14 protein-coding genes, 3 pseudogenes and 1 other annotated feature are annotated in these 17688 nt (G+C 37.6%); of the genes and pseudogenes, 6 read left to right on the plus strand and 11 right to left on the minus strand.

Annotated elements, in window-relative coordinates; translation table 11 throughout:
• From FTU83_RS17320 to FTU83_RS11740, 9 genes and pseudogenes are all read right to left on the minus strand, one after another.
• Positions 1 to 209: pseudogene (locus tag FTU83_RS17320) on the minus strand (hypothetical protein); the annotation flags it as partial.
• A gap of 10 nt (positions 210 to 219) precedes the next feature.
• Positions 220 to 1023, minus strand: a pseudogene (locus FTU83_RS17470) (RHS repeat-associated core domain-containing protein); the annotation flags it as partial.
• A 37-nt stretch (positions 1024 to 1060) separates the two neighbouring features.
• A complete protein-coding gene (locus FTU83_RS11710; protein ID WP_180092387.1) occupies positions 1061 to 1516 on the minus strand; it encodes a hypothetical protein in 456 nt (151 codons plus the stop codon).
• Between the two features lies 1 nt (position 1517).
• Positions 1518 to 4130, minus strand: a pseudogene (locus FTU83_RS11715) (RHS repeat-associated core domain-containing protein); the annotation flags it as partial.
• Between the two features lie 12 nt (positions 4131 to 4142).
• Positions 4143 to 4658 carry a hypothetical protein gene (locus tag FTU83_RS11720; protein WP_180092384.1) on the minus strand — a complete coding sequence of 172 codons (516 nt, stop codon included), beginning with the start codon at positions 4656 to 4658 and terminating at the stop codon, positions 4143 to 4145.
• Positions 4658 to 5419 (minus strand): hypothetical protein, encoded by a 762-nt coding sequence (locus FTU83_RS11725; protein ID WP_180092382.1) that lies wholly within the window; start codon positions 5417 to 5419, stop codon positions 4658 to 4660. Before FTU83_RS11725 ends, FTU83_RS11720 begins: the two co-directional genes overlap by 1 nt.
• Positions 5420 to 5422: 3 nt before the next feature.
• A complete protein-coding gene (locus FTU83_RS11730; RefSeq protein WP_180092379.1) occupies positions 5423 to 5836 on the minus strand; it encodes a hypothetical protein in 414 nt (137 codons plus the stop codon).
• On the minus strand, positions 5826 to 6344 hold the full coding sequence (locus FTU83_RS11735) for a DUF4123 domain-containing protein (RefSeq protein WP_180092375.1): 519 nt from the start codon (positions 6342 to 6344) through the stop codon (positions 5826 to 5828). The genes FTU83_RS11730 and FTU83_RS11735 overlap by 11 nt, the downstream gene beginning before the upstream one ends.
• Position 6345: 1 nt before the next feature.
• Positions 6346 to 8973 carry a type VI secretion system Vgr family protein gene (locus FTU83_RS11740; RefSeq protein ID WP_180092372.1) on the minus strand — a complete coding sequence of 876 codons (2628 nt, stop codon included), beginning with the start codon at positions 8971 to 8973 and terminating at the stop codon, positions 6346 to 6348.
• 78 nt (positions 8974 to 9051) lie between these two features.
• On the opposite strand from FTU83_RS11740, the gene FTU83_RS11745 reads away from it, so the two are divergent.
• The 3 genes from FTU83_RS11745 to FTU83_RS11755 all read left to right on the plus strand — a co-directional run bounded on the left by FTU83_RS11745 (position 9052) and on the right by FTU83_RS11755 (position 12385).
• Positions 9052 to 10271 (plus strand): IS3 family transposase gene (locus FTU83_RS11745; RefSeq protein ID WP_180106673.1). Its coding sequence is split into 2 segments (ribosomal slippage): positions 9052 to 9328 and positions 9328 to 10271, totalling 1221 coding nucleotides; the frame shifts between segments, so codons are not numbered across the junction.
• Positions 9327 to 9443 (plus strand) — a sequence feature (AL1L pseudoknot). (Overlaps the previous gene by 117 nt.)
• A 489-nt stretch (positions 10272 to 10760) precedes the next feature.
• Positions 10761 to 11330, plus strand: coding sequence for a 1-acyl-sn-glycerol-3-phosphate acyltransferase (locus FTU83_RS11750; protein ID WP_180106671.1), 570 nt, complete (start codon positions 10761 to 10763; stop codon positions 11328 to 11330).
• 302 nt (positions 11331 to 11632) lie between these two features.
• Positions 11633 to 12385 (plus strand): YebC/PmpR family DNA-binding transcriptional regulator, encoded by a 753-nt coding sequence (locus FTU83_RS11755; protein WP_078189042.1) that lies wholly within the window; start codon positions 11633 to 11635, stop codon positions 12383 to 12385.
• Between the two features lie 89 nt (positions 12386 to 12474).
• Here the strand turns inward: FTU83_RS11755 and FTU83_RS11760 are convergent, their stop codons facing one another.
• Positions 12475 to 12945, minus strand: a complete 471-nt coding sequence (locus FTU83_RS11760) for an Lrp/AsnC family transcriptional regulator (protein ID WP_111885999.1) — start codon at positions 12943 to 12945, stop codon at positions 12475 to 12477.
• Between the two features lie 479 nt (positions 12946 to 13424).
• Here FTU83_RS11760 and FTU83_RS11765 point away from each other — a divergent pair, with 479 nt between their 5' ends.
• Entirely contained in the window at positions 13425 to 14753 is a 1329-nt protein-coding gene (locus FTU83_RS11765) for a hypothetical protein (protein ID WP_180106669.1), read from the plus strand.
• Between the two features lie 81 nt (positions 14754 to 14834).
• Here the strand turns inward: FTU83_RS11765 and FTU83_RS11770 are convergent, their stop codons facing one another.
• The gene (locus FTU83_RS11770; protein ID WP_180106667.1) at positions 14835 to 15599 is read right to left on the minus strand and encodes a glutathione S-transferase family protein; all 765 of its coding nucleotides are present in this window, start codon (positions 15597 to 15599) and stop codon (positions 14835 to 14837) included.
• Positions 15600 to 15868: 269 nt separating this feature from the next.
• Here FTU83_RS11770 and ychF point away from each other — a divergent pair, with 269 nt between their 5' ends.
• Both ychF and FTU83_RS11780 read left to right on the plus strand, forming a co-directional pair.
• Positions 15869 to 16960: a redox-regulated ATPase YchF gene (ychF, locus tag FTU83_RS11775; protein ID WP_078189045.1), complete on the plus strand. Its 1092-nt coding sequence runs from the start codon at positions 15869 to 15871 to the stop codon at positions 16958 to 16960.
• Positions 16961 to 17234: 274 nt separating this feature from the next.
• Positions 17235 to 17627 carry a hypothetical protein gene (locus FTU83_RS11780; RefSeq protein WP_373685369.1) on the plus strand — a complete coding sequence of 131 codons (393 nt, stop codon included), beginning with the start codon at positions 17235 to 17237 and terminating at the stop codon, positions 17625 to 17627.
• The last annotated feature ends 61 nt before the right edge of the window (positions 17628 to 17688 follow it).

Here is a 17688-nt window from a genome sequence, read left to right on the forward strand (position 1 = left end):
GCAGAATAATAAAAGTCAGCATTTAGTATTTCATCTAAATTACCTTCAAAGTCATTATCATATGTCATATTGATTCTAGGATTCTTTAGAAATCCTGTGCTACTATCATTAAACTTAAAATAGTCAACAACTTTATCTTGATTTCCTTTTAAGTAAAAAGAAAAATCTCGATTTACATGTTCGGATGGATAAATTGTGTAAAAATTCATAATTTTAGTCCTATTTCTTTTTCAAAGGTAATGCGCAAGTATAAATACCATTTTTCGTCCCTGCTCTCAATTCTCTTTGTAAATTTAACACTTCACTTTGATATTTTCTATAATCCCAATTTTGCCCACGGGATCTTGCTTGAATTGCATCCAGTTTTCTTTCAACTTTTCTATTATATTCTGCATGCTCTGAAGTCCAACCTCGATGTAAACCAAGCTTTTCATTTTTATCAATTCCTTCACATACAGGCATGTACATAAGGTTAGACGATCCATTAATATTCATTCCTGATTTAGCAAAAATTTCATGGTCTTTCAAAGAATAAGGGATAATATGTTGGCGCTGATATCCTTGTTTTGTTGGCATGTGCTTATCGCCTGGCATGCGATTTTGTTTTCCTCTCGTACCATAAAGACCGTAAGGATCAACCCATCCATTAGGATCTGATACATAAACAAAAGTATTAAACCCACCTAACAACCCAATCGGATCTTTACTTACATATCTCCCCACATAAGGCGAGTAATAGCGATAACGGTTGTAGTGAAGTCCTGTTTCTAAATCGAAATACTGACCTTGAAAACGAATGTTGTTTGAAATAATTTCTGAATTTTCAAAGAAATTCGATTTAGCCTTTTCAGCCTTACATTCACCCCAAGCCTTATACTCAGCTTTCCAAATGATCGAACCTGTATGGTCAGTCATTTCTTGTGGTGTACCTAAATGGTCACAATGGTAGAACCATACATCATCAAAGCCTTTGCTTTGTTTCGCAGTTTTCCATAATGGGGCACGATGTACGCTATATGGTTTTCTGACCAATCAGTAAACCGAAGTAAAAGTATTATAATTAATTAATGGGTCTTTCCCAAATTGCAAAACCTTGCCATCCTCCTGTAATAATTTTTTTCGTATCAAAACAATATAATAAATAATCCTCATTATCTAAAAAATTTGATTTTTTAATAATTAAATCAAAAAAATTAAAATCAAATAAAATAGTATTTTTCTTATTATAAAATAAAAAAAACAGTTTATTATTATCAGTAAACCACTTTAAATCATCCAATGCTTTTTCAATATCAGTATAGTTTCTATACTTTTCACTTATTTTCAAGTCATTATTAAAATGAATTACTTTATTTTCATTTTTAGAAATATAATTCTCCCAAATTGATTCGCTAGGTATAACGTCAAAAAATTGAATAGAATGTAAAATATCTTTATCAACATTAGATGATTTTAAATCTTGATAGATTATATACAATCGCTCTTTAGATAGATTATATAATTCTTCTTTATTCATTTTATTCACCTTTTCTTAATGGAGGTACTGCACCTTTACTATCAAAGAAAATATGCCCCTTTCCACAATTGTTTGCACTCTTAGCTTTTTTACTAAAATCTTTCCATTTTAAATGATCTAAATTGTTATGCGGTGCGTTATTAGTCGTCGCTTCTGAAGGGTGAACTTCATACCCTTTAGTATATCCAACTTCAGTATATCTAGGCATCTTGTTCATGTTTCCACGGGCATCAGAAAGTAGTTTTTTTGCATCATCAATATCACTCACTAAGAAATTTGTATTACCACCATTTTTCATAGATTGAACCGCTTGCATCCATTGTTTTGTACCTGGCTTTATTAAAGTTAAGCCTTGTGCAGAAGATTTTAAAGTATTCGTCAAACTGCAGACAACACCAGTAGGTTCCGAACTCTGCTGTGGTTTTGGCTTTTTAGGTGCTAATCCAAGTGCATCAACCCAAGTAATTGGATTTATTGAATATGCATAAATATTCATCCCACCAGACAATCCAATCGGATCTTTACTTACAAACCTTCCCACATAAGGCGAATAATACCGATAACGGTTGTAATGCAATCCTGTTTCCTGATCGAAATACTGACCTTGAAAACGAATGTTGTTTGAAATAATTTCTGAATTTTCAAAGAAATTCGATTTAGCCTTTTCAGCCTTACATTCACCCCAAGCCTTATACTCAGCTTTCCAAATGATCGAACCTGTATGGTCAGTCATTTCTTGTGGTGTACCTAAATGGTCACAATGGTAGAACCATACATCATCAAAGCCTTTACTTTGCTTCGTAGTTCTCCACAATGGATCACGATGCACGTTATACGGCTTGTCTGACCAATCAGGCGTTTGGTGTAACTCTATTGGGCTTTGATAGACCGCTTGTAGCATAGGTACAAAACTGTCTTTTTCGTAAATGTAATGTTTGGTGGCGTGTTCCGTTGACTCATAAGCCAGTGTGTCACCATCCCATCCGTAGATGATGTTATGTTCATCCCCCGTATGATGGTGCTTACTACGTTTTTGAATACGGCGACCTAATGCATCATAACGATACTCTGCAGTATATTGGCTGTTTCGGCTTTTGATCATTCGCCCATACACATCCCACTCAAGGTTTAAATCACCTTGCGTAGATTTTTGTCGAATGAGTTGCCCGTATGCATCATATTGGTATTGTTGGTCGAGATATTCTTTCACCACGTTATTGACTAGACGGTTGTAGCCAAAGCCTTTTTCTTCTGCTTGTTGTTGGTGGCTTTGAGCTTTGTCATCATTGTAACGATCTATGATGTTACTAGCAGGGTCAAAGTTAAAGGTCTCTTTACCCAGTTTACTGCTTGCTTCAAGTAAACGTCCTACAGGATCGTATTTGTAGGCAATGTTGCCACGACGGGTATCTTTGATGGCTGTCAGTTCACCCGTTTTGTCGTATTGATACAGCCGTTGTACCAATTGACGGGTCTGTTGCAGTGCATTGTTCTGTCTTTTGTTTTTTTCTCTGTACTGGCTTTGGTAGCCATTGTCATGTTCATTGAGCATGATTTGGCTGTGTAAGCGTCCCGCAAGATCAAATTGTTGTTCTTGGCTGATTCCATTCGCGTAGTGTCGTACAACTTCACGGTGTAGGTCATCTCGTTCAAAGCTGACTAAATCTTGTCCATTGACAATCAGGCTTTGTACGTGACCTGTACCGTAGGTGAGCCAATCAATATTTTGTCCGTCAGGGCGGATGGTTTTGATTCGGTCATTGATTTCATCGTAGCTGTGTTTCCATACCGCTGTTGTGTTGCTCTTATAATCCTGTTGGTGTTCTTTGATCACATTACCCGCAGCATCGTAGAACCATTGTAGGTTACTTTCTGCATTCTTGGCATGCAGAATACGTCCCATGTAATCGTAAGCAAATTCTTCAGTCTGTTTCTCTTCTAGTTCTAAGCCACAGTGCCCATAGCCTGCGGTACGTTGTTCCAAACGTCCCATACTGTCAAAGATGAATTGTTGAATTCGGTCTTTCGGTGCTGCACGGTCTTTTAAATCTTGTCCATAAGCTGACGCAACCTCGATACTTGTGGTGAGCCGACCATTTAACTCATCATAATGATAAATTGTTTCTTTGCCATCGAAATCGATTTCCTTAATTAAACGACCGCCAGCATCGTAAACAAATTCGTAACTTGCGCCATTTTCATTCGTCAATCGTTTTAGACGTCCTAAACGATCCCATTGATATTTTAACGTATGGTTTAATGCATCGATGCGTTTGGTTATTAAACCTGCTGCATCGTATTCATAGCGTGTCTGCTGTTGCTTAGCATCAACGTGAGCAAGTAACCGTCCTTCAGCATCATGGACAAAATGTTCTTCAGTCCCATCAGCATGTTTGATTTTTTCAAGCTGACCAAAGGCATTTAAAGGTAAGCCTTTGATGATTGACTCACGCTTCTCAGCACTAAATTCTGTATAGAAATATTCGACTTTTTGTTTTAGCGCATTTTCTACGGATTTAACACGCCCACGTTCATCGTATTGCCATTTTGTTTCTTTGCCTGAACAATCAGTATAGCTGAGTAAATTACCTTGTGCATCATATTTAAATTTTTCAATCCAACTTTATTATATTGAATTCAATCTACTAAAATCATTTTCATATTTTAATTCAAATTCATTAATTATTTGGTCTAATTGTTCCAATTGTATTTTATCGTCCAAAAATTTTGAGATAAATCCTATTGCCGAATCTAATGATTTTGAATGACGCAAATCAACCATTAATGATAACTCTATAAAATTATCTTCACCATTTTCAGTCTCAAGAGCTGTATTTCCAGCTCCAACCAAAAAATATGGGTAATCAAATTCTTCTTCATAATTCCCCATATGAAAAATAGTTAGAATTTTTTTTTCGTAATAATTGTATAATTTTATGGCAGGGTTTGAGACTTCATGATCTGTATCAAAATTTATATAAGAATCGTAATAAGTCCAATCCTTAAAATGACTAATTTCCTTTAGAACATTTATCCAAAAATAATTCGCTAATACATACTGATTAATATCATTGTTCCAAGACAAAAATGGGTAAAGTGGGTGCTGTTGCAATAATTCAATTCTTGACTTTAATATATTCATTAGAGTGTACCAGGTCCCATAAGTTGACCTTTATGAACTGTTAAATCAATTCTGCGAGAGGCAGCCTTTTTTAAAGCTTTATTTGCACCAAAAGCTTTAGTTCCATTAAAATAACAACTTATTTCATATTTACTATAAATTCCTGTTGTTTTATTTTGTTCTAAAATTTTTAAGATATTTGCATGTGCTTTATCAGCACCTTTTTGAAAATCTTTTCCTCTATCACCTTTAACCAAACCAAGCTCTGGATTTAGGTCAATCCCATTCTCGCCTTGAGCAAACAAAGCTAATCGAACAGCATTAGCTGCTGCAGTTGCAAATACAAACCCAGGTGGGGTTGGTAAATCCCAGCGAGATATTGCTGGTGTTACTACAAGCATTCCTGTTTCTTCCTGTGCTTGAATATTACCACGATGGCTTTCATCCTTACATTTTTTATTACTTGGAGTTCCGCCTACTGTATCAGTACATGTATCTGCTTTCTCCTTTACCTTTGGTTCAGCTTTAGTTTTAGAACCCATAAATATGCCAACTTTATCTTGATCTAATCCAACATCTGGTTGACCCAAAACACCTGGAATTTTATCAGAATCGACGCCTAAACTTTGAGTTGAAAAAATTGCTGTAACAGCAACACCCGCAACACGTAATAATCCTGCCCCACCGACTTTCATTCCATCGCCCATTTTAGAAGCGATTTCTGTAACTTTAGAGCCAATTTCTGCTGTCGTTATTGATGGAGCCGTTGCTACTATACCCATGACTTATACCAATTTTTCTAATTGTTTATAAAATTCTTTTTGTGCTGGCTCTACTGTGATCACAGCTAATATTTTCATTAAAATATCGACACGTTTATAAGGATGCCATAACTTTTCAGTTAGAATTTTTTGCGTAAAAGGGTGTTCATCAAAATTTTCACCTATATGAAACTGTAATCCTAGATAACCTGACAGCCAACGATTAAATTGAGAGTCATTTTCATAACCAGCCATATATATTTTGGCTTTCTTCACTCCCTTAGTCATATAGGAAATACCATCTGCATCAGTTAATGCTATCTTTTCAGCACGTTCAGGGAACATTTCTTTATAATCATTCCAAGCAATGCTAGCTAATATTTCTTCACGATCTGTAATAAAAGAATCTACTTGTTCCTGTGTAAATTTAATCGGCATAGCAATGACTCTCTAAATTCAGAAAAGTATTATCCATTTGTTGAACCCACCAATTAGTAATAGGTTTCAATAAATCACTATATTCCTGTTCATTCAACATCTGATTTAATACTTGAATAATAAAGGGATCATAAAATCGAAATAGTGCTAGTTCACCTGTAGGAAGTTCAGCTTGTAAAAATGGCTGTAAGTGCTGAATTAACTCATGTTTTGATAAAGGAGTTTCTAGAACTGAAAACATTCCTATATTTTCTTCAATTAAAAATTGCTTATTAAGTTCATCTTTAGTTTCAAAATGAATAGGAATCAATAAAGGTGAGACTTCCAATGGTGAAGTTTCATCAATAGTGCCTTCAAATAAATTTCCAATTTGTTTAAGTTTTTTGAACGAAAGCTTCTTTAACCAGCGACGTATAAAAAGATAATTTTTCGCAGTATCCAGCAAAAGGAAAAAATTATTTTCTGAATCACTTTTAGCTATTTGTTCAAATAATTTAGTGCTGTTCATATCAAATTTCCCTATGAACAAAAGGCAATGACTTTCTTGCTGCATCTAATAAACAAGGGATACAGATTTTGCTTGAAATATTTGGGATTTGGAAATTATGACGCGTTCCTCCCGTAAATTTTGTTTGTCCAGATTTGACTTCAATCAATCCAGGGCTATTGATTTCAATTGAACCGTCCGTTTTAATTTTAATATAGCCACCACCACAAGTTAGCATAATCTCTTTTTTAGCTACTATCGTGACTGCATTTTCTGTACTCATAATTTTACAGTCTTTTAATGAGGCTACATCAAGTTCATCATTTTGCGCATGAATTTTAATTTGCCCCTGCGTAGCAATAGCATTAATACCGTTTTCTTGTGTATATATACTTAAACCTTTTACAGCATGGGCTGTTAGCTCCCCTGAAGAACTTAAATCTAACTGTTTACCTGAAATAATTTTTATATTCTCTTTAGCTACATGTGTCTGATTCTGTTGGCTTACAGAAATAATATCTTTGGAGGAACTCATTAAAATATGAGGTTCCTCAAATTTTGCCAAAGTCGTTTCAACTTGTTTTGCTATGTCCTCACTAATTTGATAATTTTCATCTTGAAACGCTTTGCTTGTTCTTGCATTTTTTTCTAAAGTTTTTAGTTGATCTAATGATTCAGATATCTGAGTTAATAACCCTTTAATATTTAATTGAATATCTGAAGCATTCGATTGATTTTCACTACTAATTAATAACCCTTGCCCTGCACGTACCGCACCCCATTGGTCTGTACGCAATTCAAAACCTTCACCACGGTCTTCACTTTCTGCCTTATCTTTAGGATGACTCAGCTTACCTAAATTTAGTTGCGTTGCACCATGACTGCTTTGCAGTTGGGTGCTGATCTGTCCAGTTGTATCATCAAAGCGTAGTTGTCCAAAACCTTCGCCTTTGACTTCTTTAGAACGAATACCTGCCAGTTTTTTGGTATCAGGTAGTTTGCCTTTGTTATCGAATTTGGTTGGGTGACGTTGTGCTTCGTGGATGCGTCCCACCACAAATGGTCTGTCGATATTACCGTCAAAGAAGTCGATGACGACAATCTCATTGACCCTCGGTAGGAATCTTGCTCCATAGCCTTCACCTGCCCATGGCGTCAGTACATCGACCCAAGCGGAATCGGTGTCATTGTCGTTTGAGCCTGCACCACCATCATGAGTATTATCTTCATTTCGGGTGAATAGGAATCGAACTTTGATGCGTCCCCATTCATCGACATGAATTTCTTCTCCACTTAAACCCACCACTTTGGCACGCATGGGATGTACTGTTGGCCTTTGGGTGAGAGGATTATACTCAGGAACGGTGGCAATATTACGTCGTTGCAATACGAGGTTGTTAGCTTGACGTTCATCTTGGTTATTGGTTTGAATATCAAATTGTTGCCAATTACTTTGTTTAAGCAAGGCTGTGACTTGATCGGTTAAGTCTTTGGGAAGATTATTTTGGTTATAGAAGGACTTCGCGGTGATTAAGAATTCTTTATCCGCGCCATCATGTTCATCAATTTCTGGGTGTTCATTGAATTCAAACCAGTAACCTACCTGTGCATCACGCACGGTTGAGGTTGCAGTAAATTGTTTGGCTTGTGAGTCGTAGTAGTTACTCAGGTTTTCATTAAACTTTTCAATCTGACTATTGCCTGATTTGGTTGCACCATCTTCACCTTTGAGGTCTTGTATCCATGCAGGGGAAAAGTGCCATGCCTGTTCTAAGCCAAGGCTTACATTGTCTTGGTTTTCACTATGGCTGTGTTTGCTTTGTACTGAGCCTGCGCCTTCTTCGGTTTCGAGTGCATCAGCTTGCCAGCGTTGGATGTGAACCGCAGTCGGTTGAATACTACGCCGTCCAATAAAATTGGTGATCGAATCAGTTTGTTCTACTGCCGAGCTTCTATGGAAGCGAATATTACGTCGATCCAAAGCTTTGTACTGGGCATTATCATCAATCAAACGGAGTTTTTGGGGTTGTATTTGTTCACTTGAACTAGATACTTTGAGTTGTGCTTCGTCAATGAGCCAATTAATACCTTCAGATGCAAGAAGCCGTTGAACAAAGTCTATATCCCGCTCATTCATCTGCATGATAAATGGACGAATATCGTAGTCTTTAGTGAGTCCACTTTTATCCAATGTCAGACTTGAAGCAAATAATGGACTTTTTTGTTGCCACTCAGAGAAGATGGTTTGCACTACGTCAACCACAGATTTATTCATGAACACGCGTGAGTTTCGACGGTGTTTCCAGAGTGCTGTTGGGTCCTCTACGATTAAGCGATAAATCGTGAGCGATCCATCACTTGCACCAATATCGGCTTTTGTCACAATACCAGAAATACGATTGAGTTCGGATTTGTCGTTGACAATATCAATTGCTGTTTGTGCACCAATGAACTGCTTTAAAGGTATATTCGCTGAGGTCGAAAGGCAGATGAGTTGTAAATAAATACCCTTATTTAATTCATGCGTGCCTTCAATACGCTGAAGGAAGACTTGGTCGTTGAGCGTGCCGTTACTCAACTGTACGTGTATTGCACGTTTTTGTGCGGTAAGTCCAAGTTGCTCTAATTCAGCATAAATATTATTGGGCATTCTATTTATTTTTTGTTGGTTTAATCTGTGAACCGTACCGGGTTTGTCGGAGACCACTTTTCTTGAGAGAATGTCCCGATGAAAAAAGTAAAATACACCCCTGAAATCAGAGATAGAGCGGTTCAATTATTGATTGAATCCGAAAAAGATTATCCATCGAATTGGGCTGCGATCACAGCAATTGCGCCTAAGATTGGTTGTACTCCTGAAACACTTCGTGTTTGGTATCAAAAATATTTAGATAAACAAAATCCAGTTAAAGTACAGCAGCTTTCAGACCAAGAACGTATCAAACAACTCGAACGCGAAAATAAAGAACTGCAACGCGCCAATGAGATTCTACGTAAAGCAGCCGCTTTTTTCGCCCAGGCGGAGCTCGACCGCCCACACAAATAATGGTGGATTTTATCCATAACAATAAAGATCGATATGGTGTTGATGCGATTTGTAGGATTTTACCGATCGCAGCTTCAACCTATTACCGAACTTTAGATCTCGCTGACAATCCAGAACATCGAGCGAAACGAGATCTACATGATGAGCATCATGCTGAACAAATTCAACGAATTTGGAAAGAAAGTTCAGGTCGATATGGTGTGCGTAAGGTCTGGCAACAATTGAAACGTGAAGGTTATGTTATCGCACGTTGTACAGTTGCTCGATTGATGCAGAAGCTAGCTATACAAGGTGTTTGGCGTGGTAAGAATAAACAAACCACCCGTAGCCGAGATGATCAAAAAAGAGCAGATGATTTAGTGAAACGTAATTTTAATGCTGATCATCCTGACCAACTGTGGGTGAGTGACTTTACGTATATTCAAACTCATTCAGGCTGGGTCTATACCGCCTTTATTATTGATGTGTTCTCACGAGCAATTGTTGGATGGAAAGTATCTACACGGATGAATACAGATATGGTGCTCGATGCACTTGAGCAAGCATTGCACGATCGAGGCATGCCAAAGAATGTGATTCATCATTCCGATAGAGGTGTTCAATATCTTTCTATTCGCTATACCAATCGTTTAGAAGCTGCAAATTTACGAGCATCAGTCGGTACGACTGGTGATTCATACGATAATGCTTTGGCTGAAACGGTGAATGGCTTATACAAAACAGAGGTGATTGAATATTTAAAAGCAGATTGGCAAGGTTTAGCAGATGTACAACTTGCGACACTAAACTGGGTAGATTGGTTCAATAAAAAGCGTGTACACAGTGCACTGGGTTATGTATCGCCTTTTGAGTTTGAAGCAATGTACTATGATAAGATTAACCCGTTAGGTCAGGTGGCCTAACTTAAATAAAAAAGTCTCCGACAAACCCGGTACGGTTCACACACTTTAAAAGCACAAATATTAAGACTCAACCTGTTCAGGCTTTCTTAAGTCCAAATAAAACTCAACCATTGACCAAATAACAATCAAAGCAAACATAGCAACAGCGAATAACACAGCAGTTAAATAAATCATGCTTGAGTTCTCCGTTAGAAAACGAGTTAAGACCAACAGGTTAAAAATTTTAACCTACGACAAAAGTCTAATAAGAATTTCTGACGGTGCCTAGCCATATTTAGCAAATTTTTAAGAGTATTTTTATCTATGATGATAGCTTTGCTATATAAAATTTAACCGATTTATTGCTAAAAAGTATAATTCTTCAATCCCCCCTTCTTATTCCGATTTGAAATATATGCATAATTCAGATCAAAGCTCACTTAAATCCTCTTGACTGATGATCCAAACAAGCAGAAATTACACCTTTTTAAAATCACCGTACCACCGACTATGTTGAAAAAGTTTATTGGCGAATCTGCATTTAAATTGGCAGGCTGGAAATACCACGTAGAGCCTGATGTTTTAGAAAATAAACAAGTGATCGTCGGCTTTGAACACACCTCAATGATGGATGCTGTTCTTTCACTGGCCCTTTGCCAAATTTACGACATTAAAATTCACACGCTGATTAAAAAAGAACTCTTTAAAGGTCCATTTAAACCTGTTCTTGAAGCGATTGGCGGTATTCCTGTAGACCGTAAAGCCAATAAAGACATCGTGACTCAAATGGTTGAGCATTTTGAAGCCAATGAAAAATTTAATTTAGTCATTGCTCCAGAAGCGACACGAGCAGAACGTGGTGAAGCACGAAAACCGATTCGCACAGGCTTTTGGTATATCGCTAAAGCTGCAGGTGTGCCAATTGTATTAATGTATGCCAACTCAAAAACCAAACAAGGCGGTATTTTCGGTAAGATTTACCCAACTGACCTCGATCACGATTTAGCTTTAATTAAGCAGCTCTATAAAGATAAAGTAGGTTTAGACATCGTGATCCCAAAACCTAAAAATAAAGACTAAGTGCCATTCACGTTTTTTTAAGATATACGTACTTAAAGATATAAATGTATCTTGCTCCATGCATTGTACATTTATATCTTCCTGTTATAACAAGATCACCTCGCTCCTTTCAGCCCAATTCTCATCATAAGAAAAATTACAGTACGAGCGTTTAGACATTTCGCATTATTTTCTCAAATTTGGATATTTTTTTTTCAACTACTCAATTCCTGAAATCCAGTACTTTCACACAAAAAAGCCATTATGGTAGAATTTGCTCAATTTGATAGGCATAAGGCCAATCTACAAGGAGCATATTTCGCATGGCGGGTCATTCCAAGTGGGCTAATACTAAGCATCGTAAAGCAAAACAAGATGCGAGCCGCGCTAAAGTATTCACAAAATTTATCCGTGAAATCGTGACAGCTGCACGTTTAGGCGGCGGTGATGTAGCGTCTAACCCACGTTTACGTGCTGTTGTTGAAAAAGCATTAGTTGCAAACATGACACGTGACACCATTAACCGTGCAATCCAACGTGGTGTAGGCGGTGAAGAAAATGCTGATCTAAAAGAAGTCACTTACGAAGGTTATGGCGTTGGTGGTGTTGCTGTCATCATTGAAACCATGACTGACAACTTGAACCGTACTGTTCCTGACGTTCGTCACTGCTTCTCTAAAACTGATGGTAATTTAGGTACTGCAGGTTCAGTGGCTTATATGTTTACCAAACGTGGTGAGATTACTTTTGAAGATGTTTCTTTAGAAGATCAAATCATGGACATCGCTTTAGAAGCGGGTGCTGAAGACATCGAAGTGGACGAAGAAGAAATTTTAGTTATCACTACACCGGAAACTTTCGGTGAAGTTCAGGATGCGCTAGCAGCAGCAGGTTTAAAATCTGATAACGCCGAAGTGGTCATGAACCCTTCAACTAAAGCGTTAATTTCAGATATCGAACAAGCGAAAAAAATCATCAAAATGATTGATATGTTTGAAGATCTTGACGACGTTCAAAACGTGTATACCAACGTTGAATTCACCGATGAAGTGATGGCTGAGTTAGAAGCTCTATAGTTCAATCGAGTGAAGTATAAAACGCACCCTTCGGTGCGTTTTTTATTGCCTAGCTTTCAACTGTTTGAGTTTATAGATGAGGGCTGCATTTAAACCTTATTTAATAAGCCATTACAGTTAAAAACATTATATTGTTTAATTACAAAGCTCGAATGTAATGCAACTACGTGTTCGATTTTACCAATGCGCTTGAGTAAAATTTCACTATAGTTTTCCATATCCCGTGCAACGACTTCCACAATAAAATCGGCAGACTGCCCTGTCACCAAAAATGCATTAATGACTTCTGGAATACTTTCTAATGCTTCTAAAAATTTAGCAAAGGTATCTGTATCATGTTTGCTTAAGGACACCTGTAGCAGCACATGCAAACTAAAGCCCAATTTTTGATAATTAATTTCACGTTTTAGACCACTGATAATATTGTGATCAATCAATTGTTTGATCCGACGATGAACTGAACTGACCGATAAATTCACCCGCTCTGACAGTTCATTTAAATTGACATCTTCATGGGTCAAAATTTCTAAAATTTGTTTATCAAAACGGTCTAGTTCCATCAGTCTACTCCAGCCATTTTTGAAAACAGTGCTGATGATCCAGATTCATCAAACACCTGTTGTCATTTTCAATGTTATTTTAAGTTTTAAAATCAGCATTTATGTGCAAGTTTTCTCATGTATAGCATGATTTATTAAAAATAATAAAGCTCATATGCATTATGAACATAATAATTTTCATATATATCGTGTTTAAATGAATGTTTTTTCATCAAAGTTTAGTTTTTATATTCTAAATAACATCTTTAGACAACCTACCAATAAAGCTTCTCGATGCATTCCATTGATCTGAATAAAATCAATTTCAGATAAAAGGAAAAGATATTTTATGTATATTTTTCAATTTTTTATTTTTACTTTATTTTTCAATGTGCGCTCTATTTCACATTTCATTTTTTTCACTTATTTACTAGGTTTGGTAATTACATTAAAAAATAGCGGCGGTTCATAAATATACAAAAAAAAACGGAAGAATAATCATGGCAATTAAATCACTGAGTTCACTCAGCTCAAAATTAAGTTCTGTACTAAGTCCTTCCCTACAGCTCAGTACAATTAGCAGCACGGTCAGTAACCTACTTAGCCCGCTTAAACCTACAACCAATATCACGGATACGCTGACAGGATTATTGGGTAATTTAGGTGGCACAAAATCTTTTGATTTTAGCCCACTGACCAAATCGCTTCCGCAAGTGATTAGCACGATTCAAAGTCTTACATCCAATAACGGTTCAAATTCGGATGCACTCAAGACTTTGATGACAACACTGCAACCGCTCCTACAAAATTTAGGTGGCAACGCTGGCTCAACAGAGATGAATCAGTTGGTTCAATCCTTACCTACCATTGTCAACAGCTTGCAAAGTTTACTGAGTAGCACCAATAATCAAGGTAATCTTCCCGACAATATTAGCAGTGCTGTAAATGCCATCAAACCATTGCTTGCTATGCTTGGAAGTGCAACTGGGTCAACGGATGCAACACAAATTATCAATACACTCAACCAAGTTTTAGAATATGCGCAACCCATTATTCAGATGATTGGGAGTTCATCTTCTGGAAACATTGACTTTGGGCAAATTGCACAAGGTGCAACGACTGCCCTCCTACCTTTATTAGCTTCAATCAATAAAGACAACTCATCTATTGATATGGAACAATTGAGTCATGCTTTACCAACTGTGATTGGAAGTGTGACCAATCTAGTGACCGCCATTTCATCAACCAACCAAGGCAATATCCCTGAGACTATTTCAGGGGTGATCAAAGGACTTAATCCGCTTCTAGATTTACTGGCAAAAAGCGACGTCATCGATACGGATCAGGCTCAAACCGTCAAAGCGATTTATGATGTATTAAATAGCGTGAGCACCATTTTGGATGTGGTCAACAATCCATCCTTACTGACGCTTTCAACTGATTTAAATCAAGTGATTAATTCGTTGAAACCAGTCATTGCTCTGATGGACAGTAATGGTGAAGCGACTCAGTTCCTCGATCAACTGACCATTCCAAATCTTGGCGATTTACTTGGCAATCTTGCTCCTGAAAAAATTGATCTGGGTTCTATTTCGGATCAGTTCAACCAATTGACTGAAAACCTCACAGGCCAATTACCGAATATTAATGACCTATTGGAAAATTTAGGTTCTGCTCAAGGTGATTTTGATATCTCCACCATCATCCCAAGTATTAAAGATGCGATAGGCAATATCTTCTACCCGGTTATGCCGCTGAATACTTTACAAGCCGATAGTATCAGTCCAGTGCTGAATATTTTAGACATTCAACAACAAAGCTATATTTAAGGATTGAATGTCTGATGAAAAAGCGCGCCGTTGGGCGCGCTTTTTTAAAGCAATATGACGCAAAGTTTTCATATAAAGGGTTTATACACCACGCCAATCTACCCGTGCATTCCGTTCTGTTTGGTATATACGTTGCACATATTGACCTAAAGGCAAATCGCTCAAATAGGCTTTATAAGCTTTAAACTCTTCTGACAAGCTTTCACCATGCTCTTTTTCCCACGGTGTCCCGACAATCTCTAATAACGGCGCCAACATTGAACACACTGCAATATCAGCCAAACCTAATCGGTCGCCTACAAAATAACGCCCACCTTGTTCGATCAGACGTTGATTTAAATCAACCACAATTTCATCCAATCGTTCACGAGATGCCGCAACCTTTTCCGTATCTAATTGATAACCTTTTGAAACCAGTGCCTTTATAATGGGCTTGGAATATTTCTCAAACTGACGTAAATAGCCCTTTTCACCAATTAAAATATCAAGCGATTCTTCACTTTCATTTAATGCATGTGCCAAACCCCAACGGCGCACATGCTGCCCTAACTCAATGGAAAGTTCATTAATTTCCAAAGCATCTTCACGCAGTTTGACATCTGGACGGATCAGACTATGTTCGGGGTAGGTCGCATCCAAGTAAAAGGCGATTTGAGTTGAATCTGCAACCCAATGATCTTGATCACGTAAAATCGGTAATTTGTTTTGCCCTGTTTTAAGCTGTGCAAATGCACGATGCACACCTGGCATTAAATTATGAGCCACATAATCCAACTCTTTATGATCGAGTAACCAGCGCGCCTTTTCACAAAAATGTGAGAGTGGAAACTGGTAGAGAGTTCGCATAAATGCTCCAAGTTTTTGTTGTAACTGCAGTTTATAAAACCCAGTAATTTTATAGGGATACTTTAGTCACTGTGTTATTGAAACACAATGTCATTTTTGCACCTATTCTGCATCCGTAGTGCAACTTAAGCTTTATTCAGACGTGAATTCATCTCGATCTCTGCGCGATTCAATAAGATATACATTCTCCTGCCCATATCACCTGACTTTATTATGGCTTTCATGTAAAATCATCCACAATTTTTTTATAATACTTTGTGAGTTATTTCATGGGTTTTAACTGTGGTATTGTCGGCCTGCCGAACGTTGGTAAATCAACGCTTTTCAACGCATTAACCAAAGCTGCGATTGCTGCTGAAAACTTCCCATTCTGTACAATTGAGCCAAATACTGGGATCGTACCTGTACCTGATCCACGTATGGATAAACTTGCTGAAATTGTAAACCCACAACGTGTTGTCCCAACCACGATGGAATTTGTGGATATCGCAGGTCTCGTTGCTGGTGCATCTAAAGGTGAAGGCCTTGGTAACCAATTCTTAGCCAACATTCGTGAAACTGATGCTATTGCACACGTTGTACGTTGTTTTGAAGACGAAAATGTCATTCACGTAAATGGCAAAATTGACCCACTTGACGATATCGCAACAATCAACACTGAACTTGCACTTGCTGACTTAGAAGCTGTTTCTAAAGCAATTACACGTCTAGCAAAATCTGCAAAAGGTGGCGATAAAGAAGCGATTGCGACCAAAGCTGTTTTAGACAAAATCTTACCTTTACTAGATGAAGGTAAACCTGCACGTGCAGCAGACCTTGATGAAGATGAACGTAAATTGGTACGTGGTTATGGTTTCTTAACCCTTAAACCAACCATGTATATTGCCAACGTTGCAGAAGATGGTTTCGAAAATAACCCTCACTTAGAAGCAGTGCAAAAATTAGCTGCTGAAGAAAATGCGATTGTAGTTCCACTATGCAACCAAATCGAAGCAGAAATTTCATTACTTGAAGATGAAGATCGTGCTGAATTCCTTGAAGCTTTAGGCATGGAAGAACCTGGTCTAAACGTAGTTATTCGTGCAGGTTATGGCTTACTTGGTCTTCAAACATACTTCACAGCTGGTGTACAAGAAGTTCGTGCTTGGACAGTAAAAATTGGTGCAACTGCACCTCAAGCTGCTGGTGTCATTCATACTGACTTCGAAAAAGGCTTTATTCGTGCTGAATGCGTTGCTTATAACGACTTCGTTCAATACAACGGTGAAGCTGGCGCTAAAGAAGCGGGTAAATGGCGTTTAGAAGGTAAAACATACATCGTTCAAGATGGCGATGTTTTACACTTCCGTTTTAACGTATAAGATAGCACCTATAAGAAGCCAGCAATTTGCTGGCTTTTTTAATTTTAGGCAAAAGCTCAAGCCAAAAAAATAAGCATATTTAAAAACTTAAAACCTGCTTAAAAACAAAATTATATCGACACGAATACATGATTTGGTTGCTGAGTCACCACAGTGCAACGACTTAAATCTCTACCGTTCTGCTATAAATTTACTCATAGGCACTAATGCCTATTTTCATAGAACAATAGCAATGAAAAAAATCAGCACAATTCTAACAGCAGGTATCTTTACAATGCTTAGTGCAACTGCGTTTGCATGTCCACAAGGCACCACACTTACAGGTGGTACAGGTGCAAACCATAAAGGTGGTACTTGTGTTTCCATTGCTAAAGATACAAAACATCAGGAACGTACTGCTACACATGCAGCACAAGTTGCGCAGCATGATGCAAAAGTCGCTCGACACGATGCAAAACAAGCCAGCCAATTGGCTCAGAGTAAAGTGAAACATAATCAAAAATTAGCAAAACATGATGCAGCTCAAGCACAGCATCTTGCAACACAAGCAAAATCAGAAGCTAAAACTTCAGCCCATGCTGCCAAAGCTGCAAATACTGACGCAAAAGCAAAAATCGCTGCACAAAAGGTCGCAGCGGAACAACATAAAGCTGCTGTGAAATCCTAAACAGTTGAGAATTAACACATAGCACAAAAAAAGCCGGAATTATCCGGCTTTTTTATTCAAC

The sequence above is a fragment of the Acinetobacter sp. YH12152 genome (assembly GCF_013418285.1).
GTDB classification, from domain to species: domain Bacteria; phylum Pseudomonadota; class Gammaproteobacteria; order Pseudomonadales; family Moraxellaceae; genus Acinetobacter; species Acinetobacter amyesii.